The sequence below is a fragment of the Enterobacter cloacae complex sp. IR5402 genome, from assembly GCF_049238125.1.
Classification (GTDB): Bacteria; Pseudomonadota; Gammaproteobacteria; order Enterobacterales; family Enterobacteriaceae; genus Enterobacter; species Enterobacter hormaechei_C.
In genome coordinates this window covers 81,192-106,250 of sequence record NZ_JBMKHO010000002.1, presented here as the reverse complement: position 1 = coordinate 106,250, position 25,059 = coordinate 81,192, and the positions used below count along the sequence as shown (strand labels likewise).

The 25,059-nt window shown below is 56.5% G+C and carries 21 protein-coding genes; 11 read left to right on the top strand and 10 right to left on the bottom strand.

Annotated elements, in window-relative coordinates:
• Positions 1-2,241: an EAL domain-containing protein gene (locus tag ACOTXL_RS03785; protein ID WP_045349801.1), complete on the bottom strand. Its 2,241-nt coding sequence runs from the start codon at positions 2,239-2,241 to the stop codon at positions 1-3.
• 368 nt (positions 2,242-2,609) lie between these two features.
• Here ACOTXL_RS03785 and ACOTXL_RS03780 point away from each other — a divergent pair, with 368 nt between their 5' ends.
• On the top strand, positions 2,610-2,780 hold the full coding sequence (locus ACOTXL_RS03780; RefSeq protein ID WP_032659730.1) for a YfgG family protein: 171 nt from the start codon (positions 2,610-2,612) through the stop codon (positions 2,778-2,780).
• On the opposite strand, the gene ACOTXL_RS03775 is transcribed toward ACOTXL_RS03780, so the two are convergent.
• On the bottom strand, positions 2,777-3,667 hold the full coding sequence (locus ACOTXL_RS03775; protein ID WP_045349800.1) for a LysR family transcriptional regulator: 891 nt from the start codon (positions 3,665-3,667) through the stop codon (positions 2,777-2,779). The two genes, ACOTXL_RS03780 and ACOTXL_RS03775, sit on opposite strands and share 4 nt — an antisense overlap.
• A gap of 97 nt (positions 3,668-3,764) precedes the next feature.
• On the opposite strand from ACOTXL_RS03775, the gene ACOTXL_RS03770 reads away from it, so the two are divergent.
• Genes ACOTXL_RS03770 through ACOTXL_RS03760 form a run of 3 tightly spaced genes read left to right on the top strand, consistent with a single transcriptional unit; the run spans position 3,765 to position 6,270 of the window.
• Positions 3,765-4,994 carry an MFS transporter gene (locus ACOTXL_RS03770; RefSeq protein ID WP_045330471.1) on the top strand — a complete coding sequence of 410 codons (1,230 nt, stop codon included), beginning with the start codon at positions 3,765-3,767 and terminating at the stop codon, positions 4,992-4,994.
• Between the two features lie 51 nt (positions 4,995-5,045).
• On the top strand, positions 5,046-5,513 hold the full coding sequence (locus ACOTXL_RS03765) for a DUF6130 family protein (protein ID WP_032659741.1): 468 nt from the start codon (positions 5,046-5,048) through the stop codon (positions 5,511-5,513).
• A 10-nt stretch (positions 5,514-5,523) separates the two neighbouring features.
• On the top strand, positions 5,524-6,270 hold the full coding sequence (locus tag ACOTXL_RS03760) for an alpha/beta fold hydrolase (RefSeq protein WP_023325040.1): 747 nt from the start codon (positions 5,524-5,526) through the stop codon (positions 6,268-6,270).
• A 130-nt stretch (positions 6,271-6,400) separates the two neighbouring features.
• Here ACOTXL_RS03760 and ACOTXL_RS03755 read toward each other — a convergent pair whose 3' ends face one another.
• Positions 6,401-7,237 (bottom strand): MipA/OmpV family protein, encoded by an 837-nt coding sequence (locus ACOTXL_RS03755; RefSeq protein ID WP_410031817.1) that lies wholly within the window; start codon positions 7,235-7,237, stop codon positions 6,401-6,403.
• Between the two features lie 203 nt (positions 7,238-7,440).
• Here ACOTXL_RS03755 and ACOTXL_RS03750 point away from each other — a divergent pair, with 203 nt between their 5' ends.
• The 3 genes from ACOTXL_RS03750 (at position 7,441) to ACOTXL_RS03740 (ending at position 10,153) form a co-directional block, all read left to right on the top strand.
• A complete protein-coding gene (locus tag ACOTXL_RS03750) occupies positions 7,441-8,118 on the top strand; it encodes a response regulator (protein WP_022651566.1) in 678 nt (225 codons plus the stop codon).
• A complete protein-coding gene (locus ACOTXL_RS03745) occupies positions 8,118-9,506 on the top strand; it encodes a sensor histidine kinase (protein ID WP_045349796.1) in 1,389 nt (462 codons plus the stop codon). The genes ACOTXL_RS03750 and ACOTXL_RS03745 overlap by 1 nt, the downstream gene beginning before the upstream one ends.
• 167 nt (positions 9,507-9,673) lie before the next feature.
• Positions 9,674-10,153 (top strand): RrF2 family transcriptional regulator, encoded by a 480-nt coding sequence (locus ACOTXL_RS03740; protein WP_003860591.1) that lies wholly within the window; start codon positions 9,674-9,676, stop codon positions 10,151-10,153.
• Between the two features lie 66 nt (positions 10,154-10,219).
• Here ACOTXL_RS03740 and oqxB read toward each other — a convergent pair whose 3' ends face one another.
• Positions 10,220-13,372 (bottom strand): multidrug efflux RND transporter permease subunit OqxB, encoded by a 3,153-nt coding sequence (oqxB, locus tag ACOTXL_RS03735; RefSeq protein WP_045349794.1) that lies wholly within the window; start codon positions 13,370-13,372, stop codon positions 10,220-10,222.
• Between the two features lie 24 nt (positions 13,373-13,396).
• Positions 13,397-14,572, bottom strand: a complete 1,176-nt coding sequence (locus tag ACOTXL_RS03730; protein WP_045349792.1) for an efflux RND transporter periplasmic adaptor subunit — start codon at positions 14,570-14,572, stop codon at positions 13,397-13,399.
• Positions 14,573-14,910: 338 nt separating this feature from the next.
• Between ACOTXL_RS03730 and ACOTXL_RS03725 the strand changes: the two genes are divergently transcribed.
• Positions 14,911-15,264 (top strand): helix-turn-helix domain-containing protein, encoded by a 354-nt coding sequence (locus ACOTXL_RS03725; protein WP_022651570.1) that lies wholly within the window; start codon positions 14,911-14,913, stop codon positions 15,262-15,264.
• 102 nt (positions 15,265-15,366) lie between these two features.
• Here the strand turns inward: ACOTXL_RS03725 and guaA are convergent, their stop codons facing one another.
• Both guaA and guaB read right to left on the bottom strand, forming a co-directional pair.
• Positions 15,367-16,944 carry a glutamine-hydrolyzing GMP synthase gene (gene guaA / locus ACOTXL_RS03720; RefSeq protein ID WP_003860599.1) on the bottom strand — a complete coding sequence of 526 codons (1,578 nt, stop codon included), beginning with the start codon at positions 16,942-16,944 and terminating at the stop codon, positions 15,367-15,369.
• Positions 16,945-17,008: 64 nt separating this feature from the next.
• A complete protein-coding gene (guaB, locus tag ACOTXL_RS03715; RefSeq protein ID WP_045349790.1) occupies positions 17,009-18,478 on the bottom strand; it encodes an IMP dehydrogenase in 1,470 nt (489 codons plus the stop codon).
• A gap of 159 nt (positions 18,479-18,637) precedes the next feature.
• Here guaB and xseA point away from each other — a divergent pair, with 159 nt between their 5' ends.
• Genes xseA through ACOTXL_RS03700 form a run of 3 tightly spaced genes read left to right on the top strand, consistent with a single transcriptional unit; the run spans position 18,638 to position 21,439 of the window.
• Positions 18,638-20,011 (top strand): exodeoxyribonuclease VII large subunit, encoded by a 1,374-nt coding sequence (xseA, locus tag ACOTXL_RS03710; protein WP_023314642.1) that lies wholly within the window; start codon positions 18,638-18,640, stop codon positions 20,009-20,011.
• A gap of 58 nt (positions 20,012-20,069) precedes the next feature.
• Positions 20,070-21,089, top strand: coding sequence for a M4 family metallopeptidase (locus ACOTXL_RS03705; protein ID WP_032609828.1), 1,020 nt, complete (start codon positions 20,070-20,072; stop codon positions 21,087-21,089).
• A complete protein-coding gene (locus ACOTXL_RS03700) occupies positions 21,089-21,439 on the top strand; it encodes a protealysin inhibitor emfourin (protein ID WP_003860606.1) in 351 nt (116 codons plus the stop codon). The genes ACOTXL_RS03705 and ACOTXL_RS03700 overlap by 1 nt, the downstream gene beginning before the upstream one ends.
• Here ACOTXL_RS03700 and ACOTXL_RS03695 read toward each other — a convergent pair.
• The 3 genes from ACOTXL_RS03695 to der form a co-directional block, all read right to left on the bottom strand.
• Complete coding sequence (locus ACOTXL_RS03695; protein WP_003860607.1) at positions 21,436-21,657, bottom strand: zinc ribbon domain-containing protein; 222 nt, start codon at positions 21,655-21,657, stop codon at positions 21,436-21,438. The two genes, ACOTXL_RS03700 and ACOTXL_RS03695, sit on opposite strands and share 4 nt — an antisense overlap.
• 58 nt (positions 21,658-21,715) lie before the next feature.
• Positions 21,716-23,257 carry a peptide MFS transporter gene (locus ACOTXL_RS03690; protein WP_023314644.1) on the bottom strand — a complete coding sequence of 514 codons (1,542 nt, stop codon included), beginning with the start codon at positions 23,255-23,257 and terminating at the stop codon, positions 21,716-21,718.
• Positions 23,258-23,557: 300 nt separating this feature from the next.
• A complete protein-coding gene (der, locus tag ACOTXL_RS03685; protein ID WP_003860611.1) occupies positions 23,558-25,030 on the bottom strand; it encodes a ribosome biogenesis GTPase Der in 1,473 nt (490 codons plus the stop codon).
• Positions 25,031-25,059: the final 29 nt, after the last annotated feature.

Here is a 25,059-nt window from a genome sequence, read left to right as displayed (position 1 = left end):
TCAGGCGCTCTCCTGAGAAGGCTCCGTGTCGAGCAACGTATCAAGCTCAGCCGGCAACCCAATCAAATAACCCTGAACATAATCGATACCTAGCGCGTGCACCGCGCTACGTATCTCTTCTGTTTCCACATATTCCGCCACCACCAGCATTTTCTTCATCCGGGCCAGATGGCAAATAGAAGCCACAATCTGGTAATCCAGGCTGTTGCTGACAATATTGCGAATAAAACCGCCGTCGATTTTGAGGATGTCGGCGTCCACGCTTTTTAACCGCGCATAGCTGGCGTAGCCGGTGCCAAAATCATCAATGGCGATCCGGATGCCCATTTTTTGTAATTTCCTGAGGGTAGACGCCGCCAGATCCGCATGACCAAAGGCGCTGCTTTCGGTCACTTCAAAGATCAACTGCCATGCTTCAACGGCGTATTTAGCTAACAGGCGGCTCACTTCAAGCGGGAACTGCGCCCGGTAGACGGTAGAAGGTGCGAGGTTGATCGCAAAGCGCTGGCCCGGCAACCGCTGGCGGTGCTGTGCCAGGAAACTCAACGTACGCTCCAGTACCCATAAATCGACACGCGACGATAAACCAAATTCCTGTGCTATGGGCAGGAACTGTTCGGGAAAGATCAGCGCCCCATTATCATCACGCATTCGCAGCAGCACCTCGTGATAACAATCGCCGCGCAGCCCGCGAACGGGTTGAACCAGCAGGGTAAAAGCGTCCTGCTCCAGCGCGGCCTGTAAACGGCTCATCATCGCGACCTTATCTTTCAGGCTACGCTGCAAGTGAACAGCCCCGCGCTGCTGAAGATTTTCCGGGTGGTTGGTAGAAAGGGAGAGATCGGCCACGATGCCCAGCTCCCCCAGCACCAGATAGAGGTGATTGACGGGTGAGCGCACATAGCAATAGCTTATGCCGACCTGAGGCTGTACCGGCATACCATTCCAGACAAAAACGAACTGCTTGATATGCTCGTCCAGCGTCTCAATGCGCTGTTGATGCGACTCCGCATCCAGACGCACCGCCATGTCATACCCGGTGAGGTGATAGACTCGCTCATTGGGCTGTAGAGTGCCGTTTATCCATTGCGCCAGCTGCTGTTTATACTGGATCCGCAGCATCACGCCGTAATTGCGTCCCAGTACCTCCAGCTCGGGCACGCGCAGTAAACAGAGCGCTGACCACGGATGACTGGCCAGCTCGCGCGACAGCGCCCGCAGGTTGGGCATATGCACCACCGGATCGAGAAAAGCCTGACTGCGGGAGCGAATATTGATGGCGCGCTGGCGTGTCGCCAGCATCGACATGTACGTCACAACGAAGGAAAAGACCAGATAGCTGGATGAGGTGATCGCCAGCTGAATGCCATACCCCTCTTGCACCGGAATGTAGTGATAAAAAAAGTGAATCGACACCAGCAGGACCGGCGTCCAGATGAGTGACATCAGCTTGTAGCCAAAGCGCATCGCCCCCCAGAGCATCACGGGCATCAGCAGGGACAAGGTGTAGTTGGTACTGAAAATGGAACTGTTTGCATTCATGGGCAGCAGCAGCATGACCAGCAACCCGCCCAGGGCTAAAAACCACACCACAAACTCAACGGCAGTCACCTTTTTGTCTATTTGCGCGCGGAGCTGGGACATCAGTCCCTTGATATAGCGCGGATGCCGTATCAGGCGGATCAGCAGGTAGCTTAGCGGCACGCCCGTCAGCCCGCTCACCAGTAGCCCCTGATAGTTAATAAGTGTCCGAATATTGAGGGGATTTAGTCCCGCGAGGCTCTGGCGGCTCTCATAAATGCCGAGATAAACCGCAAACTGAAACAGCACCAGAAAAAGCGTTGCCGGACAAAACACCTGCCAGAAAATACGCTGCCCCATCAGACGTATGTCACCGTAAGCGGTCATATTGCGCCGGGGCGCAAATACGCGATAACCGCCCCAGCTGAGCACCAGAGGAACGATAAAATGCAGAATGCCAGCCACGGTTTCAAATAACCCAACGGAGGGGTAATAACGTAAAAATAGCGATACCACCACCCCGGGGAGGGCTTCCAGGCCAAAGAACAACATCAGCGCCAGCAGAAAAGAGAGCGGGAGATAATAGAGCGCAACGATACCGTCACCCAGCTGCGTTAAGGTATTAGCCACACTTAGTACCGGGAGTAACACGACGGGTAAAATAAGAGGAAGTGCCCACCAGCGGTCTTTATTTTGCTTCAGGATGTGGTGAATATTCATAGATGCTCGTTTACAACCCTTGCGCTCCAGAGGGTAAAGGAAGACAGGCATCCAACCTGACATACACGTTGCCCGGAAAATTCCTGGCAAGCACAGTGGAGGAGGGATTTTAAATATCAACGACGGGATGCGGTTGACCTAAATCAAATTAATTTATCTGAATAAACCTTTCTTACGTTTTTTTTGAATAATTTTCCTGTAATTATCAATGCGATAAATAAAAGCGTTGTTTTTAATAACATAAATTAATGTAAGCATTGACGGTATTTTACATTTCGCCGAATTGACCCAGACTTGCGGCTGTGCCTTAATAGCCGTATCGCCCAAAAGGGTATACTCAGGAAAAGAAAGTGAGTCAGGCTACGCGTATGCGAAAACGACATCGATTTAACACCCGGATGACCCGCATCATACTGCTCATCAGTTTCCTGTTTTTCTTTGGCCGCTTTGTTTATTCCTCCATTGGCGCCTGGTATCACCATCAGGACAAAATTCAGTCGCAGCAATCAAGCCTCGTAGTGGATTCGCCCGAGCGCTAACGTCCATGTTCACGCTGTAACAGCCGAATAATTACCGTCATCCCTTTGCTGAGGATCTTATCCTGACGCATCACTATCGCCAGTTGCCGGCGCAGAACGGGCGTTAACGATTGAACGCGTAATCCCTCCCGGTCGTCGACATGCTCCACCGCCATTCGCGGCACAATACTGTAGCCCAGCCCTGCACGTACCATGCGTTTGATGGCCTCAATACTGCCAAGCTGCATAACCGGTGAGACGGCTAGTCCGCGGGCTTCAAACCAGCCGTCAATCAACGTTCGCGTACCGCTGCCCGACTCAAACGCAATGAGCGGCTGAGCGTATAAAGAGCCTGGCGTAAACTGCTCCCCTTCTTCCGGCTGAACCTGCGCGCCAATCCAGACAAACTCTTCCTCCATCGCGTGCATAATCGCCAACGTACGACCGCTCGCCGGTAGCGTGACCAGCCCCATATCCAGCCGATTCTCCTCAATCGCCCTGACGATATCCGGCGTATTTCCCGTCGTCACTCCGATCCGTAACAGGGGATACTCCTCACGAAGCTGCTGCAACAGCGCTGGAAGCAGATGAATACAGGCCGTCGCGCCCGTGCCAAGCGTGATGGTGCCGCTCACTTCCTGATTGAATGCGCTAACCGAACGAATTGTCTCCTCAACCGCCAGTTCAAGACGTTCACCGTGCACCCGTAGCGCCTCACCGGCAGCAGTGGCTTTGATTCCACGCCCCGTACGTTCGATCAGCCGCGTCTGAAGAAACTGCTCCAGCTGGCGTATTTGCAGGCTGACGGCGGGCTGGGAAATACCCATTACATCTGCTGCCGCAGAAAAGCTGCCGCGTTGAACGACCAGACGAAAAGTGGCGAGGTGTCCCAGATTGAGCGTCGTCATGCAAAGTTTCTCTTATAGGGTGAATAAGGATACGGCTCTGCCAGCACAATACCGCGCCCTGTATGCTCGGGACAACTGCCTAACGGAATGAAAAATAATGGAAACACCTGCACTCCCTCGCCGTCTTGCGCTCACTGCGGGATGTAATCAACTCATTAACTGGGGGATCTCCTTTTACATGCCGGGAACCTTTGCTCATGCCATTACAGCAGACCGAAGCTGGTCGTCCCCCGAAATCTATCTCGGCCTGACGCTGGCCATGCTGGTTATGGCTATTGTCTCGCCGTTTGTCGCTCCTCTGCTGGCGCGTTTTGGTGGACAAAGGGTGGTAATGAGCGGGACCTTGCTGATCGCCGTAAGCTGTCTGTCAATGGCCTTTACGCCCACACTTTCAGGCTGGTATGGCGCCTGGTTGCTGACCGGCATCGGGATGCGCCTGTCGCTGTATGATGCGCTTTTCTCCGCTCTTGTGAACCTATACGGACCGCAGGCACGCAGGACAATCTCTCGTGTCACCCTGGCGGGCGGGCTGGCGTCCGCTGTCTTTTGGCCGCTGGGAGACGCCTTACTGAACGTGATGGGTTGGCAGGATGCGCTGAAGATCTACGCCCTGTTCGGTCTGCTCAGTGCCCTGCTTCTTCGGCGCTTCCCGCGCCAGCGCTTTACGGTCAAGCCCAAAGCATGTACGCAGGTTTCCCCTCATGACAGGCGTAACGGCTGGCTTTATGCAACCTTCATTGCTCTCATCACCTTCGTCTCTAACGGCACCTCTACCCACCTTCCCGAATTTATCGCCAGCTTCGGCCTGCCGGTCGCCGTCGGCATGCTGTGGGGAATGGGGCAGACCGGTGCACGCCTTATGGAGGTGCTGGCAGGGGCGCGCCTCACTCCGCTAAAACTGACGCTTTTCACTGCGCTCGCCATGCCGCTTTGTTTTCTCATCGGACTGAGCAGCGACATGCTGGCCTGGTGTGCCGCCGGATTTGTGTTCGGCTTTGGTGCCATTAACGGGCTGGTGACTATCGTCAAAGCGACGCTACCCCTGGAACTGTTTAGTACAGAGCGCTATGCCAGCCGCACGGGGCTGCTGCTTATTCCAGGCCAACTGATGGCAGCCGCCTCTCCGTTTGCGTATGCGTGGCTGAATAAGTCGCTGGGTATAACAGGCGGAATGTGGGTTTCCGCAGGACTGACGCTGGTCATTGCGGGGTTCGCAGTGGCGCTCGTGCGCAGCCCAGGCAAACAAACTGTATCGCACTGTATCCCGAGCGCTACGCTGACAAACCGGTACAAAACGCCCGCAGAAGCAAACATCCCCGATACATAAAAATGGTCTTCTGTATCCCTCGCCATAATAAACTGATGAGGAGAGACACAGATGATTCGTCGATATTTCCTGCTTCCTGTATTTGCGCTGACGTCCTTTGCTGGCGCACTGGCCGCACCGTTAGATGGCCTGAGCGCTGCTGATGTTAATGGCCCGGCCGCCGTATCGCCGCAGGAAAAACCCCAGCCGCCAGCAAAACTGATCGTCGACCCACCGCTGGCGGGACCGCTGAGTAAAGGTGCAGTCTTTATTCAGTACCGCGTCGAAAACCTGCGCATTGAACCTGTATTTGGACCCGACGCGCTGAAAGTCACTCCGCGTATCGGCCATATTCACGTTGTGGTGGATGACGCGCCCTGGCACTGGGCTGATACCAGCGGCGAGCCGGTGATCCTGGTCGGGCTGCCCGCCGGGAAACACAAGGTAACCATCATCGTTGCCGACCCGACGCATAAGCCCATCGACCATAAAACCGTTGAATTCACCGTGCCGCCACACGCCGCGGTTCACCACTTTTAAGGAGCCTGTTATGAAAGCATTGTCTGTATTAACAGCGGCGCTGCTGGCGGTTTCCACCAGCGCGCTGGCAGAGACGAAAGCCAGCGTGGTGCTGGTGCACGGGGCGTTTGCCGACGGCAGCAGCTGGAATAAGGTGATTACCCGGCTGCAAAAACACCATACCGAGGTCATTGCGGTACAACTTCCGCTCACGTCTCTGAAAGATGATGTCGCCGCCACGCAGCGTGCTATCGCCCGGGCTCATGGCGACGTTGTGCTGGTCGGGCACTCCTGGGGCGGGTCGGTAATCAGCGAAGCGGGCAATAATGCGCGGGTGAAGTCTCTGGTTTACGTTGCCGCTTTTGCGCCGGATTCCGGCCAGTCGACCGCAGATCTGGCAGACAGTTATCCTGCTCCGCCAGGGAGCGCCAGCCTCGCTAAAACGTCAGAGGGGTATTTATATCTGCCGACAAAAGCGGTCAGCGAGAATTTTGCCCCTGACGTGAAGGACGTTGAGCGCAGCGTGATTGCCGCGACGCAAAGCCCTATTAAGGCCGATGCGTTTGGGGAGAAAGTCGCGCATGCCGCCTGGCATGACAAACCGAGCTGGTATGTGATCAGCAAAAATGACCGGATGATCAATCCTGAGCTTGAGCGCGCAATGGCGAAGAAAATCAACGCCAACACCACGGAGGTAGCGGCAAGCCATGTATCGATGGTCAGCCAGCCGGACGTCGTTACCCGTACGATTGAACAGGCGTTATCGGGTCAACAGTGATAAAAAAGCCCGCATGATGAACGGTCCGACTTCGGGCCACGCCATCCTGCGGGCTTTATGCACTTCTGGCTCCTGCAACGGGGTTATGTGCGGTTTTGTCACAAACGCGCCTTCCCCCCACTCTTAACCATCAGAAGCTGTACGTCACCTTCAAACTTCCCACAGGAGACGTTTTTCGCTGAACAATTGGGCTATCGCCAGCCTCTCCCGTCAGCTGCGTAACGCCAGCTGCGGCAAGCAGGCTCCAGCGGGAGGTGAGCTTATGAGTCCAGTCCAGGTTCAGCGAATACGCATATAGTCCCGATCCGGCATCGTGTCGGGCAAAACCCGATGCGGCCGACTGGGCGGCATTCACCCCGTAATAGGTTTGCACGTACTTACTGGATCCCCAGCTACCGGTCAGCGCCAGCGTTAACGCATTTTTCGGAGATGTATAGAGCGGGCTGGCAATGCCGAAATGCACAGCTTCACCATTGTCTCTCTCAGAAACCGGGACCTCTGCCTGCAACTGCACGGTCAGCCAGTCAGTCACCCTGTATCCCAGCCCTGGCACAACGATAGCTGAGCCTTTAATGTCACCCATTCCTCGCAGGTCGTCGCTGCCGGAGGCGATCGAATCGCTGCTTACGTCGCGATCCTTACGTCCTGCGCGATAGCTCAGCGCTGCGTTGTAGTCCAGGTTACCAAAGCTGTTGCCGTAGCCGATCCCCCGCGTGGTGCTGACAAAAAAACTATTGGCCATCGCGTAATCAACCACCTGAGCCGCAGAGACCCGGCTCTTGTCCGAACCGGAATAGCGTGGCGCAACATCCACGCCGCCTCCCAGGGTTAACACGTTGCCCTGGCGCTGATCTGCCGCCAGGGCCGTGGTAGCCAGTAACGCCAGGACGGCCCCCGGCAAGATGCTTTTCATGCTGCGACCGATGCGTGAACGGGGGAAACTATGACGCAGTGTGATGTTTCTCATTAAAGAAGCCCTTTGGATTCAGATAATTGCGATACAAGCGGTGTTAAACGCCAGAGCGCTCATTCTGAATACTCACCTTAAGGTTCTTATGAGCCGTAAATGAAGAAATGCTGAAGCAAGTGAAGGTTCTGTAAACCCTGAAGAATTCCTGATACCGTTTTTTCTTCAGTTGTTCTTCATGCACTGTTGATACAGTTACCAATGTGAAAATTCTACTAATTGAAGACGACCTGGATCTCGGCAATGGCGTACGTATCGCCCTTGCAGATCAAGGATTTGATGTCATATGGGTACGCCGCAAAGAGGATGCGCTGCATCAGCTTGGGATCTGCGTGCCGGAACTTATTTTGCTAGACCTGGGGCTGCCCGATGGCGATGGCATGAGCCTGATGACGCGCCTGCGTCAACAGCTTAAGGGCGTCCCCGTCATCATCCTGACGGCGCGAGGCACGCTACAGGACCGCCTGTGCGGTCTGGATGCAGGCGCAGACGATTATCTGGTCAAACCTTTTGTTCTCGCCGAACTGCTGGCGCGCGTGAGAGCCCTTGCGCGGCGCAGTTACGGTTTTGAAAATGAGGCAATAGAAATTCGCGGTTTGTCGCTTCATATTCCGACGCGTCGCGTAACGGTGAGCGCACGCCACGTTGAGCTGACGGCAAGCGAATATGCGCTGCTTGAAACGTTAATGCTGCGCGCCGATCGCGTGCTTACGCGACGGTATCTGGAAGAAAGGTTATTTGGCACGAAAGAAAACCTCAGCAACGCACTTGATGTGCATATGGGTAACCTGCGGCGAAAAATTGGCGATGGCTTTGTGCGAACGGTGAGAGGCGTTGGGTATGTCATTGATACCGTACCCGTTCAGAAGGCGGCAGGTTGATGCGTAATTTTTGGCACCACCTCAGGCTTCCCACACTGGTCAGGCGAATGCTGGTCGCCCAGATGCTGCTGCTTACGTTGCTCTGGTGTCTCTTTTTAACCTTCATTTTGCTGGAAGACCTGCGTAGTCCTCCCATACTGACGGGCAATGAGACTTACGAAACCGTTTTTTCCCTGGTAGAGAGCATGGACGATCGCCCGCAGGCGCGTAATGCCGTGCTGGCAGCGTTCAGCAAGGCGCTGCGGGAGGGCTATGGCGGCGGTGAAGACCCGGAGCTGTCCATCAACCTCATTGTTCGCAAGAATAACGAGATTATTTTTTCTTCGGATGGTGCGCCAACGGGGGTAAAAAATAGCCGTCTGGGGGTCATGCAGCATGTCCAGAGTGAGGACCATACATGGACAAGCCGTACCCTCAAATCCGCGCACTCCGACGTGGAGGTCACCCTTTTTACCCCTGCCGGTAGCTGGAATTTCTTTATCTATCTGAACTCGCGCGGCTACTACGTCATGCCGCTGATGATATGCATCCCTTTTCTTCTGTTCCCCGCGTGGCTGTCCATCCGCATCGCGATGCGCCCCTGGAACAAGGTGGTAGATGAAATTTCATTGCGCACGCCGGACGATCTCTCGCCTTTAAAAGCCGTCCCCCGACACAGGGAGCTTCGCCAGACGGTCGACGCGATTAATGACTTTCTGGCCAGGGTGCGGGAAAGCGCCGAAAGGGAAAAAATGTTTATTGCCGATGCCGCTCACGAACTGCGTACGCCTCTGGCCGCGATGCGGATCAACGTCGAGGCATTGCAGTCCTGGGTCATCAGCGAAAGCCAGCAGGAACTGCTTGCGGGCATTGTTCGCAGCAATAGCCGTGCTGCGCGTCTCGTCAATCAGCTTCTGCTGATGATGCACAGCGAAGCACACATCAGCACGGTGTTGTCGCCTGTGCCGCTGACAACGCTTATTCAGGAGCGAATGGCTGCCCTGGAACCGCTGGCGTCCGGACGCAGAATTGAGTTTGAATTCTTCGCCGACGATGAAATCCATGTCGCAGGCATTAGGGAACGTCTGGTGTCGCTGATCGACAATTTAATTGAGAATGCCGTGAAGTACAGCCCTGAGGGTGGACGCATTGAGGTACAACTGCAATCGCGTGATAAGTGCGCTCAGCTGCGCGTCTCAGACGCGGGCCCCGGTATCCCGATTGAACTACGGGAGCGCGTGTTCGACAGATTTTTCCGCGATCCTAATCAGACCCAAAGCGGGAGTGGACTGGGGCTTGCCATCGTCAAAGCCGTTACGCAGCAACACAACGGCAGGGTCAATCTGAGTACGTCAGCCGAAGGTGGTCTTATGGTGACCGTTGATTTCCCGAATCCGGCGTTCGCATGAATGTAAACCCGGCGCTACACGTCCTGACATGTGTCAGCGCAGCGTTACTTCACGTATGCCGCAGATTGCTTCAATAAAATTACCGTATTTGTTATATTGTTACTTACTGATTATTCACCTCTGCGGTGCCAAAAAGAACAAGATTCACCGCAACCCAGGACAGAAAAATGTTAGATTACCGCTTCCCGACAGCTTTGCAGATGGTTCTCAGCGTAGCGATGGCGGAGCAATCGGGTGAACGTTCGACGAGTGCAATCCTGGCTTACGGCCTGGAAGCGAATCCGAGCTTTATCCGCAAATTAATGGTTCCTCTCGCCCGCGACGGCATTATCGTCTCCACGCTTGGCCGCAACGGCTCTATTCATCTTGGCCGCCCGGCGGAAGAGATTACCCTGCGTGATATCTACCTTTCCGTCACTGAAGATAAAAAGCTGTGGGCGTCCCGTCCTGACGTCCCGGCCCGCTGCGTGGTCAGCGCCAACGCCTGCTGGTACTTCAAATCAATCGCTGATGAAGCGGAGCAGGCTTCGTTAGCGGTTTTAGCGCGCCATACCGTCGCCAGCGCGCTGGAAGAGGTGAAAAAAGCCGATACCAGCGGGTGCGATCCGGTGCCGGAACTCTGTACGCAGCATAAAAAAGCGCCTTAATCCTGACAGACTGCGAAAAAAAAGCCGCCTTCATTGTGAAGGCGGCTTTTTGCTATCTGCTACGTCCTACGCAGGCAACACCTCTCTTTCCGCTTTGCCGCGCGTCACGAACTTACGCAGCGTCACGTAAAAGACCGGCGTCAGGAACAGACCAAACAGCGTCACGCCCAGCATCCCGGAAAAGACGGTGATCCCGGTGACGCCGCGCACTTCTGCCCCTGCCCCGTGACCTAGGATCAGTGGAATAGTCCCGGCAATAAAGGCGATAGAAGTCATTACAATCGGGCGTAAACGCAGGCGGCACGCCTCCAGCGCAGCCTCCATGATGCCTTTGCCCTGAATTTCCAGCTCGCGGGCAAACTCCACGATAAGTATCGCGTTTTTACAGGCCAGCCCCATCAGCACAACCAGCCCTACCTGCACGAAGACGTTGTTATCGCCCCCGGTCAGCCAGACGCCGAACAGCGCGGAGAGCATCGTCATCGGCACGATGAGGATCACCGCCAGCGGCAGCGTCCAGCTTTCATACAGCGCCGCCAGCACCAGGAACGCCAGCAGCACTGCGACCGGGAAGACGATCAGCGCCGTGTTGCCCTGGGTGGCCTGCTGGAAGCTCAGGTCCGTCCATTCAATATTCATCCCGTTCGGCAGGATCTGCTTAGACATAGCGTCCAGCTGCGTCATCGCCTGCGCGGAAGAGAGCACGCGCGGGTCGGCATCACCAATCAGATCCGCCGCCGGGTAGCCGTTGTAGCGGATCACCGGATCCGGACCGTAGGTGGTCGTGATGTTCACCATACTGCCAATCGGCACCATTTCGCCCTGGCTGTTGCGGGTACGCAGATTCGCAATATCTTCCACGCTGTCGCGGAACTGCCCGTCGGCCTGCGCCATCACGCGCCAGGTACGCCCGAACTGGTTGAAATCATTGACGTACGACGAGCCCAGATAGGTTTGCAGCGTCCCGAAGAGATCGGTCAGCGACACGCCCTGCGCTTTCGCCTTATCGCGGTCAACCTGGACGTCCAACTGCGGCACGTTAGCCTGGTAGGTTGAGATGGGGAAATGCATCCCCGGCGTCTGCATAATCGCCCCGGACATGGTGTTCACCGCGTTTTGCAGCGCGCCATAGCCCAGACCAGCGCGATCCTGTATGTACAGCGAATAGCCCGACCCCTGACCCAGCCCTAAAATCGGCGGCGGCAGAATCGAGAAGCCAAAGCCCTGCTGGATTTGCGCGATTTTCGCGTTGATCTCCGCGTTAATTTCCGCCGCGGAATGTTTACGCTGGTCGAACGGCTTCAGGCCAAAGAAGACCGTCCCGGTGTTCGGCGTATTGGTGAACTGGAGCGCATTCAGGCCAGGAAACGCGACCGCATAATCCACGCCTTCGGTATTCATCCCGATTTCGCTCATTTTGCGGATCACCGCATCGGTGCGGGCCAGCGAGGAGCCTTCCGGCATTTTCACGCCGCCAATCAGGTACAGCTTGTCCTGCGTGGGAATAAACCCGCCGGGCACCGCTTTAAACATGACGCCTGCGGCACAGAGCAGCAGCAGGTAAACCACGAATACCGCACCGCGCCGTCCCAGCGTTTTGCCCACCAGCCCCTGATAGCCGTTTGAACTGCGGAGGAAAAAGCGGTTAAACGGACGGAAAATCCAGCCGAACAGACGGTCGATAAGCCGGGTCGGGAAATCTTTCGGCGCGCCGTGGGGCTTTAACAGCAGTGCCGCCAGCGCCGGAGAGAGCGTCAGCGAGTTAATCGCTGAAATCACCGTCGATATCGCGATCGTCACCGCAAACTGCTTGTAGAACTGGCCGGTAACGCCCGACAGAAACGCCATCGGCACAAACACCGCGCACAGCACCAGCGCAATCGCGATAATCGGCCCGGACACTTCACGCATCGCCTGGTGCGCGGCCGCAAGCGGCGCAAGCCCCTCTTCGATATTTCGCTCGACGTTTTCCACCACCACGATGGCGTCGTCCACCACGATACCGATGGCGAGCACCAAGCCGAACAGGCTGAGGGTATTCAGCGAGAAGCCCAGCAGGTAGAGAATGCTGAAAGTACCCACCACCGACACCGGCACCGCGATCAGCGGAATGATCGACGCGCGCCAGGTTTGCAGGAACAGAATGACCACCAGCACCACCAGCACCACGGCTTCCAGCAGCGTTTGCACCACCGCACGGATTGAATCACGCACGAAGACCGTCGGATCGTAAGGTGCCGCCCACTTCATGTCTGCCGGGAAGCGCGTGGACAGTTCGTCCATTTTCGCGCGCACCGCGTTAGACAGATCGATGGCGTTCGCCCCCGGCGACTGGAAGATACCAATCCCGACCGCGTCTTTATTGTTCAGCTGGGAACGCAGGGCATAGCTCCCGGAACCCATTTCAATCCGCGCCACATCGCGCAGGCGGACGACCGTACCATCCTGCGTTGTTTTCAGGACAATATTGCCAAACTCTTCTTCGGTATGCAGGCGGCCCTGGGCGTTAATGGAGATCAGGAAGTCGCTCTCTTTCGGCAGCGGCTCGGCGCCAAGTTGCCCGGCAGACACCTGCACGTTCTGCTCCTGCATCGCCGTGACCACGTCCGAGGCGGTCAGCCCGCGCGCCGCCACTTTATTAGGGTCCAGCCAGACGCGCATCGCGTACTCACCGGAGCCGAAAATCTGGATCTGGCCGACGCCGGGCAGGCGCGCCAGCTCATCCTTCACCTTCAGCGTGGCGTAGTTGCGCATATACAGCGAATCGTACTTACCGTTTGGCGAAAACAGATGCACCACCAGCGTCAGCGTGGGCGACTGCTTCTGGGTGGTAATGCCCAGACGCCGCACGTCCTCCGGCAGACGCGCTTCGGCCTGCGCGACGCGGTTCTGCACCTGAACCTGCGCCTGATCCGGGTCAGTCCCCGGACGGAAGGTCACGGTGGTCACCAGCACGCCGTCCGAGCCCGCGACGGATTTCATGTACATCATGTTCTCGACGCCGTTGATCGCCTCTTCCAGCGGCGTCGCCACGGTCTCGGCAATCACTTTCGGGTTGGCGCCCGGGTACTCCGCGCGCACCTGCACGCTTGGCGGCACGACGTCAGGGTATTCGCTCACCGGCAGCAGCGGGATGGCGATTAACCCTGTGATAAAAATCAGAATCGACAGGACGGCAGCAAAGATCGGCCTGTCGATAAAAAAGCGGGAAAAGTCCATGGGTTGGATTCTCAGGTCAAGGGATCAGTTGAGGGCGGCGCTGGCGGTCATGGCAACGGTTTTGGCGTTAACCGGCATACCCGGCATAAACACTTTCTGTAAACCCTCGACGATGACTTTGTCACCTGGGTTCAGCCCCTGCCGCACGATGCGTAAACCGTCTGCCAGACGACCCGGCGTAATGTCGCGACGCTGCGCTTTCCCCTCTTTATCGACGATATAGACGTATTTACGATCCTGATCGGTCAGCACCGCTTTGTCGTCGATAAGCGTAGCTTTGAACTCCGCGCTGCCCGGCAGGCGTACTCGGGCAAACAGTCCCGGCGTGAACTGACGCTGTGAGTTATCCAGCAGCGCGCGCATGCGGATGGTCCCGGTGCTCGGCGTGAGCTGGTTATCCAGGAAATCCACTTTGCCCTGATGGGGATAGCCCTCCTCGCCCGTCAGGCCAATCTCAACCGGCAGCGCCGTGTGATTGCTGGACGCCCCCTGCCCGCTGCGGGCCAGGTTTTGATAGTGAAGGTAGGTTGACTCGTCCACGTCAAAGTAGACGTACACCGTCTTCTGCGAGACCAGCGTGGTGAGGACGCTGGCGGTATCGCCCGCAGTCACCAGGTTCCCGCTGGTGATCAGCGCCCGGCTGGCGCGACCATCGATAGGCGCAGTCACTTTGGTGAAGTCCAGGTTGAGCTGGGCTGCGTCAACCGCCGCCTGCGCGGCGCGAATGTCGGCCTGCGCCTGAACGGCAGCCGAGCGACGCTGCTCCCACTCTTCCCGTGAGACCAGATGGGTATTGATCAACTTATCGGTACGGTTGGCTTCACTTTGCGCGAGGCTGGCCTGCGTTTTGGCTCTTGCCAGGTTCGCCTGCGCCTGTTCCAGCGCGGCGCGATAGGTTCGGTCATCGATGGTGAACAGCACCTCGCCCTTCTTCACTTCCTGGCCGTCGGTGTAATTCACTTTCTCAATGTAGCCGGACACGCGCGGACGCAGCTGAACGCTTTCCACCGCTTCAATGCGACCGTTAAAGCTGTCCCACTGGCTAATGGATTTCACCACCACGTCAGCAGCGCTGACAACGGGCGCTTGCGGCGCGGCATTTTGCGCGACGCTGTCATCGCACCCGACGAGAAGCACGGAGAGTAAAACCACCCCCATCGCGCTCAGATGAAAGTTACCCCAGGTTTTTTGCAGGCTCATTATTTTTATTCCGGTTATTGTAGCCGCCGGGCAAGACGCAGCGGGAGACGCCGCGCCACTTCCTTTGTCCGGTAGCTGGCTTAAGGCCATTTGTGTCGTTCATCGCCACAAAACTGTAACAGTTGCGAATACACTATTCGCGGCGATTGTAGGAAGGCGCTTAACTAAGTGCAAGAATAATTGTTGCACTTTATGTGCTATTTGCGGCAAAGGTAAATCACGTGTTTTGAACAGGGATTTAAATGCAACAATAAAACTTGCAATTAATGTAAAAACGGGTCACCTTTAAGTGCAACAAACAAAGATGCTTTTTAATGCGTGGCGTAGGGGGAAGCAAGATGAACACGGGTGCATTCATTCACGATTTACTCGACTGGATCGACAACAACCTCGATAGCCGTCTGGACATTGAAACCGTCTCCAGGCGAGCCGGCTATTCGAAATGGCACCTCCAGCGGCTTTTCAAAGAACATACCGGCTCCCCTCTCGCCGAATATATTCGCGCGCAAAAGCTGCAAAAATCGGTTGAGCGCTTAGCCCACAGCGATGAACCGATTCTGAACGTGGCGATCGCGCTGGGCTTTGACTCTCAGCAGTCCTTCAATCGCAGCTTTAAGCGTCAGTATGGTCAGGCGCCAGGGGCATGGCGACGCAGTATCGGCTGCCGTGGATCCCGGCAGATGAGCCAGTAGCTCACGTCCCGTTCGGATATCAGCTACAAAAGAAAAACCCTCTGTAAACAGAGGGTTTTATCAGTCTTACCTGCTTATAACTTCGCAGGAAAGGTTATGGGCTTACTCCCACTCGATCGTCGCCGGTGGCTTGCCGCTGATGTCATACACGACACGCGATATGCCATTGACTTCATTGATTATTCTGTTAGACACGCGGCCTAAGAAGTCATACGGCAGGTGCGCCCAGTGCGCGGTCATGAAGTCGATGGTTTCCACCGCACGCAGGGAAACAACCCAGTCGTACTTACGGCCATCGCCCATCACGCCGACGGAGCGTACCGGCAGGAACACGGTGAACGCCTGGCTCACTTTGTTGTACAGGTCAGCTTTGTGGAGCTCTTCGATGAAGATCGCGTCCGCGCGACGCAGCAGGTCGCAGTACTCTTTCTTCACTTCGCCCAGCACGCGTACGCCGAGGCCCGGGCCCGGGAATGGGTGACGGTAGAGCATGTCGTACGGCAGCCCCAGCTCCAGACCGATTTTACGCACTTCGTCTTTGAACAGCTCACGCAGCGGTTCCACCAGACCCATCTTCATCTCTTTCGGCAGGCCGCCCACGTTGTGGTGAGATTTGATAACGTGCGCTTTACCGGTTGCGGAGGCCGCAGACTCGATCACGTCAGGGTAGATAGTGCCCTGCGCCAGCCATTTCACGTCTTCCAGCTTCAGCGCTTCTTCGTCGAACACTTCCACGAACACGCGACCGATGATCTTACGTTTCGCTTCCGGATCGTTCTCGCCTTTCAGCGCGTCCAGGAAACGCTGCTCGCCTTCCACGTGAACGATGTTCAGACCGAAGTGGTCGCCAAACATGTCCATAACCTGCTTCGCTTCGTTCAGGCGCAGCAGGCCGTTATCCACGAAGACACAGGTCAGGTTTTTGCCGATGGCGCGGTGCAGCAGCATCGCGGTCACAGAGGAGTCCACGCCACCGGAGAGGCCGAGGATCACTTTGTCATCGCCAACCTGCTGGCGGATACGCTCCACGGCGTCGTCGATGATTTTTGCCGGGGTCCACAGGGCTTCACACTGGCAGATGTCACGCACGAAGCGCTCCAGCATGCGCATACCCTGACGGGTATGGGTCACTTCCGGGTGGAACTGCACGCCGTAGAAACGTTTTTCTTCGTTCGCCATGATGGCGAACGGGCAGCTTTCGGTGCTGGCAACGGTCACGAAGTCGGACGGGATAGCGGTGACTTTGTCGCCGTGGCTCATCCACACGTCCAGCAGCGGCTTGCCGTCTGCGGTCAGGGAGTCTTCGATACCGCGCACCAGCGCGCTGTCGGTGACAACTTCAACCTGTGCGTAGCCGAACTCACGCTCGTTAGAGCCTTCTACGTGGCCGCCCAGCTGCATCGCCATGGTCTGCATACCGTAGCAAACGCCGAACACCGGTACGCCCGCTTCGAACACGTACTGCGGCGCGCGCGGGCTGTTCTCCTCGGTGGTGCTTTCCGGGCCGCCGGACAGGATGATGCCGCTTGGATTGAATTCGCGAATCTGTGCTTCCGTGACATCCCACGCCCACAGCTCACAGTAAACGCCCAGCTCACGCACGCGGCGCGCCACCAGCTGAGTGTACTGAGAACCAAAGTCCAGGATGAGAATGCGATGTTTATGAATGTTTTCCGTCATTGACGCTAATTCCGAGGCAAGTGAAACAAAACAAAGCGCCCGGCATTGAGCCGGGCGCGGAAATTTATAAGGAGCCCAGACGGTAGTTCGGGGACTCTTTGGTGATCGTCACGTCGTGAACGTGGCTCTCCTGGATACCCGCACCGCTGATGCGTACGAATTCCGCTTTGGTACGCAGCAGGTCAATGGTACCACAGCCGGTCAGACCCATACAGGAGCGCAGGCCACCCATCTGCTGGTGAATGATCTCTTTCAGGCGGCCTTTATACGCCACGCGACCTTCGATACCTTCCGGTACCAGTTTGTCAGCAGCGTTATCGGTCTGGAAGTAACGGTCGGAGGAACCTTTGGACATCGCGCCCAGGGAGCCCATACCGCGGTAGGATTTATAAGAACGCCCCTGGTAGAGTTCGATTTCACCCGGAGATTCTTCGGTACCGGCCAGCATGGAGCCCACCATCACGGCTGCGGCACCTGCGGCGATCGCTTTGGCGATGTCACCAGAGAAGCGGATACCGCCGTCCGCGATAACCGGAATACCGGTGCCTTCCAGCGCTTCAACCGCGTCAGAAACCGCCGTGATCTGCGGCACGCCTACGCCAGTGACGATACGGGTGGTACAGATAGAGCCAGGGCCGATACCCACTTTCACCGCGCTGCAACCCGCTTCCGCCAGCGCGCGAGCGCCTGCGCCTGTTGCCACGTTACCGCCGATAATCTGGAGATCCGGGTATTTAGCACGGGTTTCACGAATACGTTGCAGAACGCCTTCGGAGTGGCCGTGGGAGGAGTCAATCAGCAGCACGTCAACGCCCGCGGCAACCAGCGCGTCAACGCGCTCTTCGTTACCTGCGCCCGCGCCAACCGCAGCGCCGACGCGCAGACGGCCATGCTCGTCTTTACAGGCGTTCGGTTTACGTTCTGCTTTCTGGAAATCTTTAACGGTGATCATGCCGCGCAGGTGGAAGTTCGCGTCCACAACCAGCGCTTTCTCAACGCGTTTTTCGTGCATTTTCGCCAGCACCACGTCGCGGGTTTCGCCTTCACGCACGGTCACCAGACGCTCTTTTGGCGTCATGTAGACGCTTACAGGCTGGTTCAGGTCAGTCACGAAACGCACGTCACGACCGGTAATGATGCCGACCAGTTCGTTGTCTTCAGTGACTACCGGGTAGCCTGCAAAGCCGTTACGCTCGGTCAGGGCTTTCACTTCGTGCAGCGTGGTGGTTGGCAGAACGGTCTGAGGATCGGACACGATACCGGATTCATGCTTCTTCACGCGGCGAACTTCTTCCGCCTGACGCTCGATAGACATGTTTTTGTGGATAAAGCCAATGCCGCCTTCCTGTGCCAGGGCGATAGCCAGACGCGCTTCAGTCACGGTGTCCATTGCTGCGGAGAGCATAGGAATGTTCAGACGAATGGTTTTCGTCAACTGCGTGCTGAGGTCGGCAGTATTCGGCAGAACGGTGGAGTGAGCGGGAACGAGGAGGACGTCGTCAAACGTCAGTGCTTCTTTAGCAATACGTAGCATGGGCAATATCTCTGACCTGGGTGGTTAAATATTGCCGTGGCATTATACAGAGCGTAACCGATTGCATCCACACTTTTTTGAAAAAAATGCTTGCGCTCACCTCTCAGCAGGTTACTATCGACTGAATAACTTGCTGATTTAGAATTTGATCCCGCTCACATGTTATCCTCTCAATCCCCCTCAATCTATACTGTCAGCCGCCTTAATCAGACGGTGCGTTTGCTGCTTGAGCAGGAAATGGGACAGGTCTGGATCAGCGGTGAAATCTCTAACTTCACGCAGCCTGCTTCCGGCCACTGGTACTTTACGCTGAAAGACGACACCGCTCAGGTGCGCTGCGCGATGTTCCGCAACAGCAACCGTCGCGTGACGTTCCGTCCTCAGCATGGCCAGCAGGTTCTGGTTCGCGCCAACATTACCCTGTATGAGCCGCGCGGCGATTATCAGATTATCGTCGAGAGCATGCAGCCCGCCGGTGAAGGCTTGCTGCAACAGAAGTACGAGCAGCTAAAAGCCATGCTTTCGGCTGAGGGATTGTTCGACCAGCAGTTTAAAAAACCCCTTCCCTCACCAGCCCACTGCGTTGGGGTTATCACGTCGAAAACCGGTGCGGCCCTGCACGATATTTTGCACGTCCTTAAGCGCCGTGACCCTTCCCTGCCCGTCATTATCTACCCGACTGCCGTTCAGGGTGACGATGCGCCGGGGCAGATCGTGCGCGCCATTGAGCTGGCGAATGCGCGTCAGGAGTGTGATGTCCTGATCGTCGGGCGCGGCGGCGGCTCGCTGGAAGACCTGTGGAGCTTTAACGACGAGCGCGTGGCGCGGGCAATCTTTGCCAGCCTTATCCCGGTGGTAAGCGCCGTCGGCCATGAAACGGATGTGACGATAGCGGATTTTGTCGCGGATTTACGCGCGCCCACGCCGTCCGCGGCGGCAGAGGTAGTCAGCCGTAACCAGCAGGAGCTGCTGCGTCAGATCCAGAACGGGCAGCAGCGCCTGGAGATGGCGATGGACTACTTCCTCGCCAACCGTACCCGCCGCTTTACCCAGCTTCACCATCGTCTGCAACAGCAGCATCCGCAATTGCGTCTCGCGCGTCAGCAAACTGTGCTGGAACGTCTGCGTCAGCGGATGAACTTCGCGCTGGATAACCAGCTTAAGCGGGCGGTATCGCGCCAGCAGCGCACGACGCAGCGTCTGAACCAGCAGAATCCGCAGCCGAAGATTTATCGCGCACAAACGCGGATCCAGCAGCTTGAGTATCGCCTCGCGGAAAATATCCGCTCACGCCTGAGCACCACGCGCGAGCGTTTTGGCAATGCGGTCACCCATCTGGAAGCCGTCAGCCCGCTCTCCACGCTGGCCCGCGGCTATAGTGTGACCACCGCGACGGACGGCAAAGTGTTGAAGCAGACGAAACAGGTCAAAGCCGGGGATGTACTCACCACCCGGCTTTCTGACGGCTGGGTCGAGAGTGAGGTGAAAGAGATCAAACCGATGAAAAAAACGCGCCAGCGTAAAAGCGGATAAATCTTCGCCGGTTACAAACTATACTGCTGCTATTGCCTTTTTTAATAAGGAGAGCAGCATGCCCCATCTTCATAGCGTCATCCCTCCGTATATTCTTCGTCGTATTATCGAAAGCGGGTCAGAGCCCCAGCAGCGCTGCGCCCGTCAGACATTAACCCATGTGCAAACCCTGATGGCGCATATGCCGGGCAAGCCCGCCGCGCCGCATGTGAATAAAGCCGGACAGCTTGAGCGTGACATCTACGATGCGAAACAGACCCAGGAGCTGCCGGGTACCCAGGTGCGCTATGAAGGCCAGCCCTCCAACGGCGATGTGGCGGTGGATGAAGCGTACGATTATCTGGGTATCACCCATGATTTCTTCTGGAAAGAATATCAGCGCGATTCACTCGATAACAAAGGACTGATCCTCACCGGCACCGTGCATTATGGTCGGGAATATCAGAACGCCTTCTGGAACGGCCAGCAGATGGTCTTTGGCGACGGTGACGGAGAAATCTTCAACCGCTTCACCATTGCCATCGACGTGGTGGCGCATGAGCTTAGCCACGGCGTGACCGAGACCGAAGCCGGGCTGATTTATTTTGAACAGTCGGGCGCGCTAAACGAGTCGCTGTCAGACGTGTTTGGCTCGCTGGTGAAGCAATACCATCTTAAGCAAACCGCCGATCGGGCAGACTGGCTGATTGGTGAGGGTCTGCTGGCGGAGGGTATCAACGGGAAAGGGCTACGTTCCATGTCTGAACCCGGTACCGCCTACGACGATCCGCTGCTCGGCAAAGACCCGCAGCCCGCGCACATGAAAGACTTCATCAAAACGCGCGAGGATAACGGCGGCGTGCATCTTAACTCCGGCATCCCCAACCGCGCGTTTTACCTGGCCGCAACGGCGATCGGTGGCTACGCCTGGGAAAAAGCGGGTTATGCCTGGTACGACACGGTTTGCGATCGCAACCTGGCGCAGGATGCGGATTTTGACGCTTTCGCAAAACTGACGATCGCCCACGGCGAGAAACGCTCCGGTAGCGACGTTGGGGCGGCCATTAAACAAGCCTGGGAACAGGTGGGAGTACTGTAATGCAGGTACCGGAACTGACGGATGACGCCGTGGTTGAGCTGGCCCGGGAAGGCGGCGTCGCCTTTATTCCTAAGCTGAGCGGTCAGCGCACGATCGCCCTCTCCACGCTCAACGAGGCGCAGCGTCAGCGCGTGGTGAATATTCTGGAACAGGCTATCCCGCGCGGACAGCCACCGGGCCAGGCGTCGTCTCCGGGCAGCGGCGATCAGCGCTATTTTCGCATTCAGATAATCTGGACCCGGCACAATCAGGCGCAGTATACCGATATTATTGTGCTGGTTCCGGAGCAGGAAGCGCCGGAATCGCTGATCGAGCTATGGCAAAAAGGAGAAGGCTGCGTGTGCGATTAAGCCCCAGCCCTGACGAACTCGACGCGTTTTTTTGAGATCAGCCCGTGGCCGTTCTGACAGAAGTAATCCACCGCGCCGCAGGCCTTGAGTACCTGAAGCGGCTGATGGCAGTCAGGGCAGCGCGCTTCGAGGGGAATATCTTTATTGCAGCTGTCGCAGTGCGCGATACCGTTTTGCGGCTCGAGCGCTGCGTGGCAATCCGGACAGGTAATCGACATGCTCTCTCCTGTTGAGTTGGGCCGGGACAGGACAACTGCCCCGGCAGACTGAATAGTATCAGGCTTCGGTAGCCGGTTTAGTTTGCGCATTTTCCAGCATGCGACGTACCGGAACAATGAGGACGAACAGCACCGCAGCACAAATCAGCAGCGCGATGGAGCAACGGGCAAAGAGGTCTGGCAGCATATCCAGCTGGTCGGCCTTCACGTGACCGCCAATCAGCCCCGCAGCCAGGTTACCCAGCGCACTGGCGCAGAACCACAGGCCCATCATCTGGCCGCGCATTCTTTCCGGCGCCAGCAGGGTCATGGTCGCCAGACCAATCGGACTCAGGCACAGTTCCCCGAGCGTCAGCATCAGGATACTGCCCACCAGCCAGAACGGAGAAACCCCTGCCCCACCATTGCTCAGTACGTTCTGCGCCGCCAGCATCATCAGGCCAAAGCCCGCCGCTGCACACAGAATACCGATCACGAACTTGGTGATGCTGCTCGGACGAATGTTTTTGCTCGCCAGCTTCGGCCATGCCCAGCTAAATACCGGGGCCAGCAGAATGATGAACAGGGCATTAATCGACTGGAACCACACCGCCGGGATTTCAAAATCACCGATCATGCGGTTAGTGTAGTCGTTGGCGAACAGGTTGAAGGAGGTTGGCTTCTGCTCGAACGCGGACCAGAAGAACGCGGCGGAGACCAGCAGAATAAAGCACACCAGCAGCCTTGCGCGCTCTTTGCGATTCAGCCCGGCGAAGATGAACAGATAGATGAAGTAGAGCGCGACGGAGGCGGCAATAACATACACCAGCACGCTGGCGACCGCGACCGGATTAATCACAATCACGCCCTGGGCAATCAACGTAACGATGATTGCAACACCCACAGCCAGCGCCAGCAGCCAGGCGCCCACGCCGTTACGTTTCACTACCGGACTGTTCCAGGTGGAGTCCAGACCGACTTCGCTGTCGTAACGCTTCATGGCCGGAACGGCAAACACGCGGAAGATAATCAGGGCGACCAGCATCCCAATACCACCGATACCAAAGCCCCAGTGCCAGCCGTGGGTTTTAATCAGCCAGCCGGAAATCAGAGGGGCAATGAACGAGCCCATGTTGATGCCCATATAGAACAGCGAGAAACCGCCGTCACGACGCGCATCGCCCTTTTTGTACAGTGTCCCCACCATGACCGAGATACAGGTCTTGAACAGGCCGGAGCCGAGCACGATAAACATCAGGCCGATGAAGAACAGGTTGTCGCCCATGATGGCCGACAGGGCAATCGACAGGTGCCCAAGCGCAATCAAAATCGAACCGTACCAGACGGCCCGCTGCTGGCCGAGCCAGTTATCCGCCAGCCAGCCGCCCGGCAGCGCGGCGAGGTACATGGTGCCGGCAAAAATACCGACAATCGCCGAGGCGTTTTCACGCGCCAGGCCCATTCCGCCGTCATACACGGTGGCGGCCATAAACAGGATCAGTAGCGGGCGAATACCGTAAAACGAGAAACGCTCCCACATCTCGGTGAAGAACAGAGAACCGAGCGGATAAGGATGGCCGAAGAAGGTTCGGCTCTCTTTTTGATTAACAGAGGATTGCATAATTCTCCCGAAAAGGTATGTGTCGTGCTTGTAAACACCAGCATGTACGCCGAACGGTTACGTATCCGATCGATTTTTTACATGCGGCGAAATGTTGGTTAACCATTTGATAACCAGGCGCTAGTTTTGTCTAGTACCGAACCCTGGACTTTAAGACGAAAATTCGACGATTGTCTACTTTCTTAGATATAAACATGGTTCAAAGCGAATAGTGATTGACATCACACAGGGAAGGCGGGCCTTTTGAATGAGCGAAAAAAAACCCGCGACAGGCGCGGGTTTTAGTGAGATCGGTAAGGATTATTTGCTTTTCTTAATGTGCTTAATCAAACGCTTACGCTTACGCATCTGGTTCGGCGTCAGGGTGTTGCGTTTATTCGCAAACGGGTTTTCCCCTTCCTTGAACTGAATACGGATAGGCGTACCCATCACGTCCAGCGACTTGCGGAAGTAGTTCATCAGGTACCGTTTGTAGGAGTCCGGCAGATCCTTCACCTGGTTACCGTGGATCACCACGATAGGCGGGTTATATCCCCCGGCGTGAGCATATTTCAGCTTCACGCGACGACCGCGCACCAGCGGCGGCTGGTGGTCTTCAGCAGCCATGTTCATGATACGGGTCAGCATCGCCGTGCTCTGACGGCGGGTAGAGCTGTCATAAGCTTCACGAACGGATTCGAACAGGTTGCCGACACCACTCCCGTGCAGGGCAGAGATAAAGTGAACGCGGGCAAAGTCGATAAAGCCCAGACGGAAGTCCAGCGTCTCTTTCACCTGCTCGCGCACTTCATTGCTCAGGCCGTCCCACTTGTTGACGACGATAACCAGTGAGCGCCCACTATTGAGGATAAAGCCGAGCAGAGAGAGATCCTGATCGGAGATACCTTCACGTGCGTCAATAACCAGCAGCACCACGTTGGCGTCTTCAATCGCCTGAAGGGTCTTGATCACCGAGAATTTTTCCACCACATCGGTGATTTTCCCGCGCTTACGCACCCCTGCGGTGTCGATAAGTACGTACTCACGTTCATCGCGCTGCATTGGAATGTAGATGCTGTCACGCGTTGTGCCTGGCATGTCGTAAACCACCACGCGCTCTTCGCCGAGAATACGGTTAGTAAGCGTAGACTTACCCACGTTTGGGCGACCCACGATAGCCAGCTTGATAGGCAGATCCTGCGGGTTGAAGTCGTCTTCCGGCTCTTCCTCTCCTTCTTCTCCGGCTTCAAACTGCGCCCAGTATTCAGCGTCCTCGTCCACCTCTTCCGGTGGGTTTACTTCATCAACCCACGGCAGCAGAACGGTTTCCAGCAGGCTGGTGACGCCACGGCCATGCGAGGCCGCGATAGGATAGATATCGCCCAGGCCTAAAGACCAGAAATCCGCAATGGCCTGATCGGCATCGATGCCGTCAGTTTTGTTCGCCACCAGGAAGGTTGGCTTTTCGCGTGAACGCAGATGTTTAGCGATAGCAGAATCCGCGGGCATCAGGCCAGCGCGAGCATCCACCATAAACAGAACCACATCTGCTTCTTCGATAGCCAGCAGAGATTGCTCTGCCATGCGGGTTTCTACGCCGTCTTCCGTACCGTCAATACCCCCGGTATCGATACAGATGAACTCGCGTCCTTCCACCTCTGCACGACCGTACTTACGGTCACGCGTCAGCCCCGGGAAATCCGCAACCAGCGCATCACGGGTGCGTGTTAAACGGTTAAAAAGAGTGGATTTTCCAACGTTAGGGCGCCCGACAAGCGCGACCACAGGTACCATGTTTGAAGCCTCATAAAATTCAAAATAAC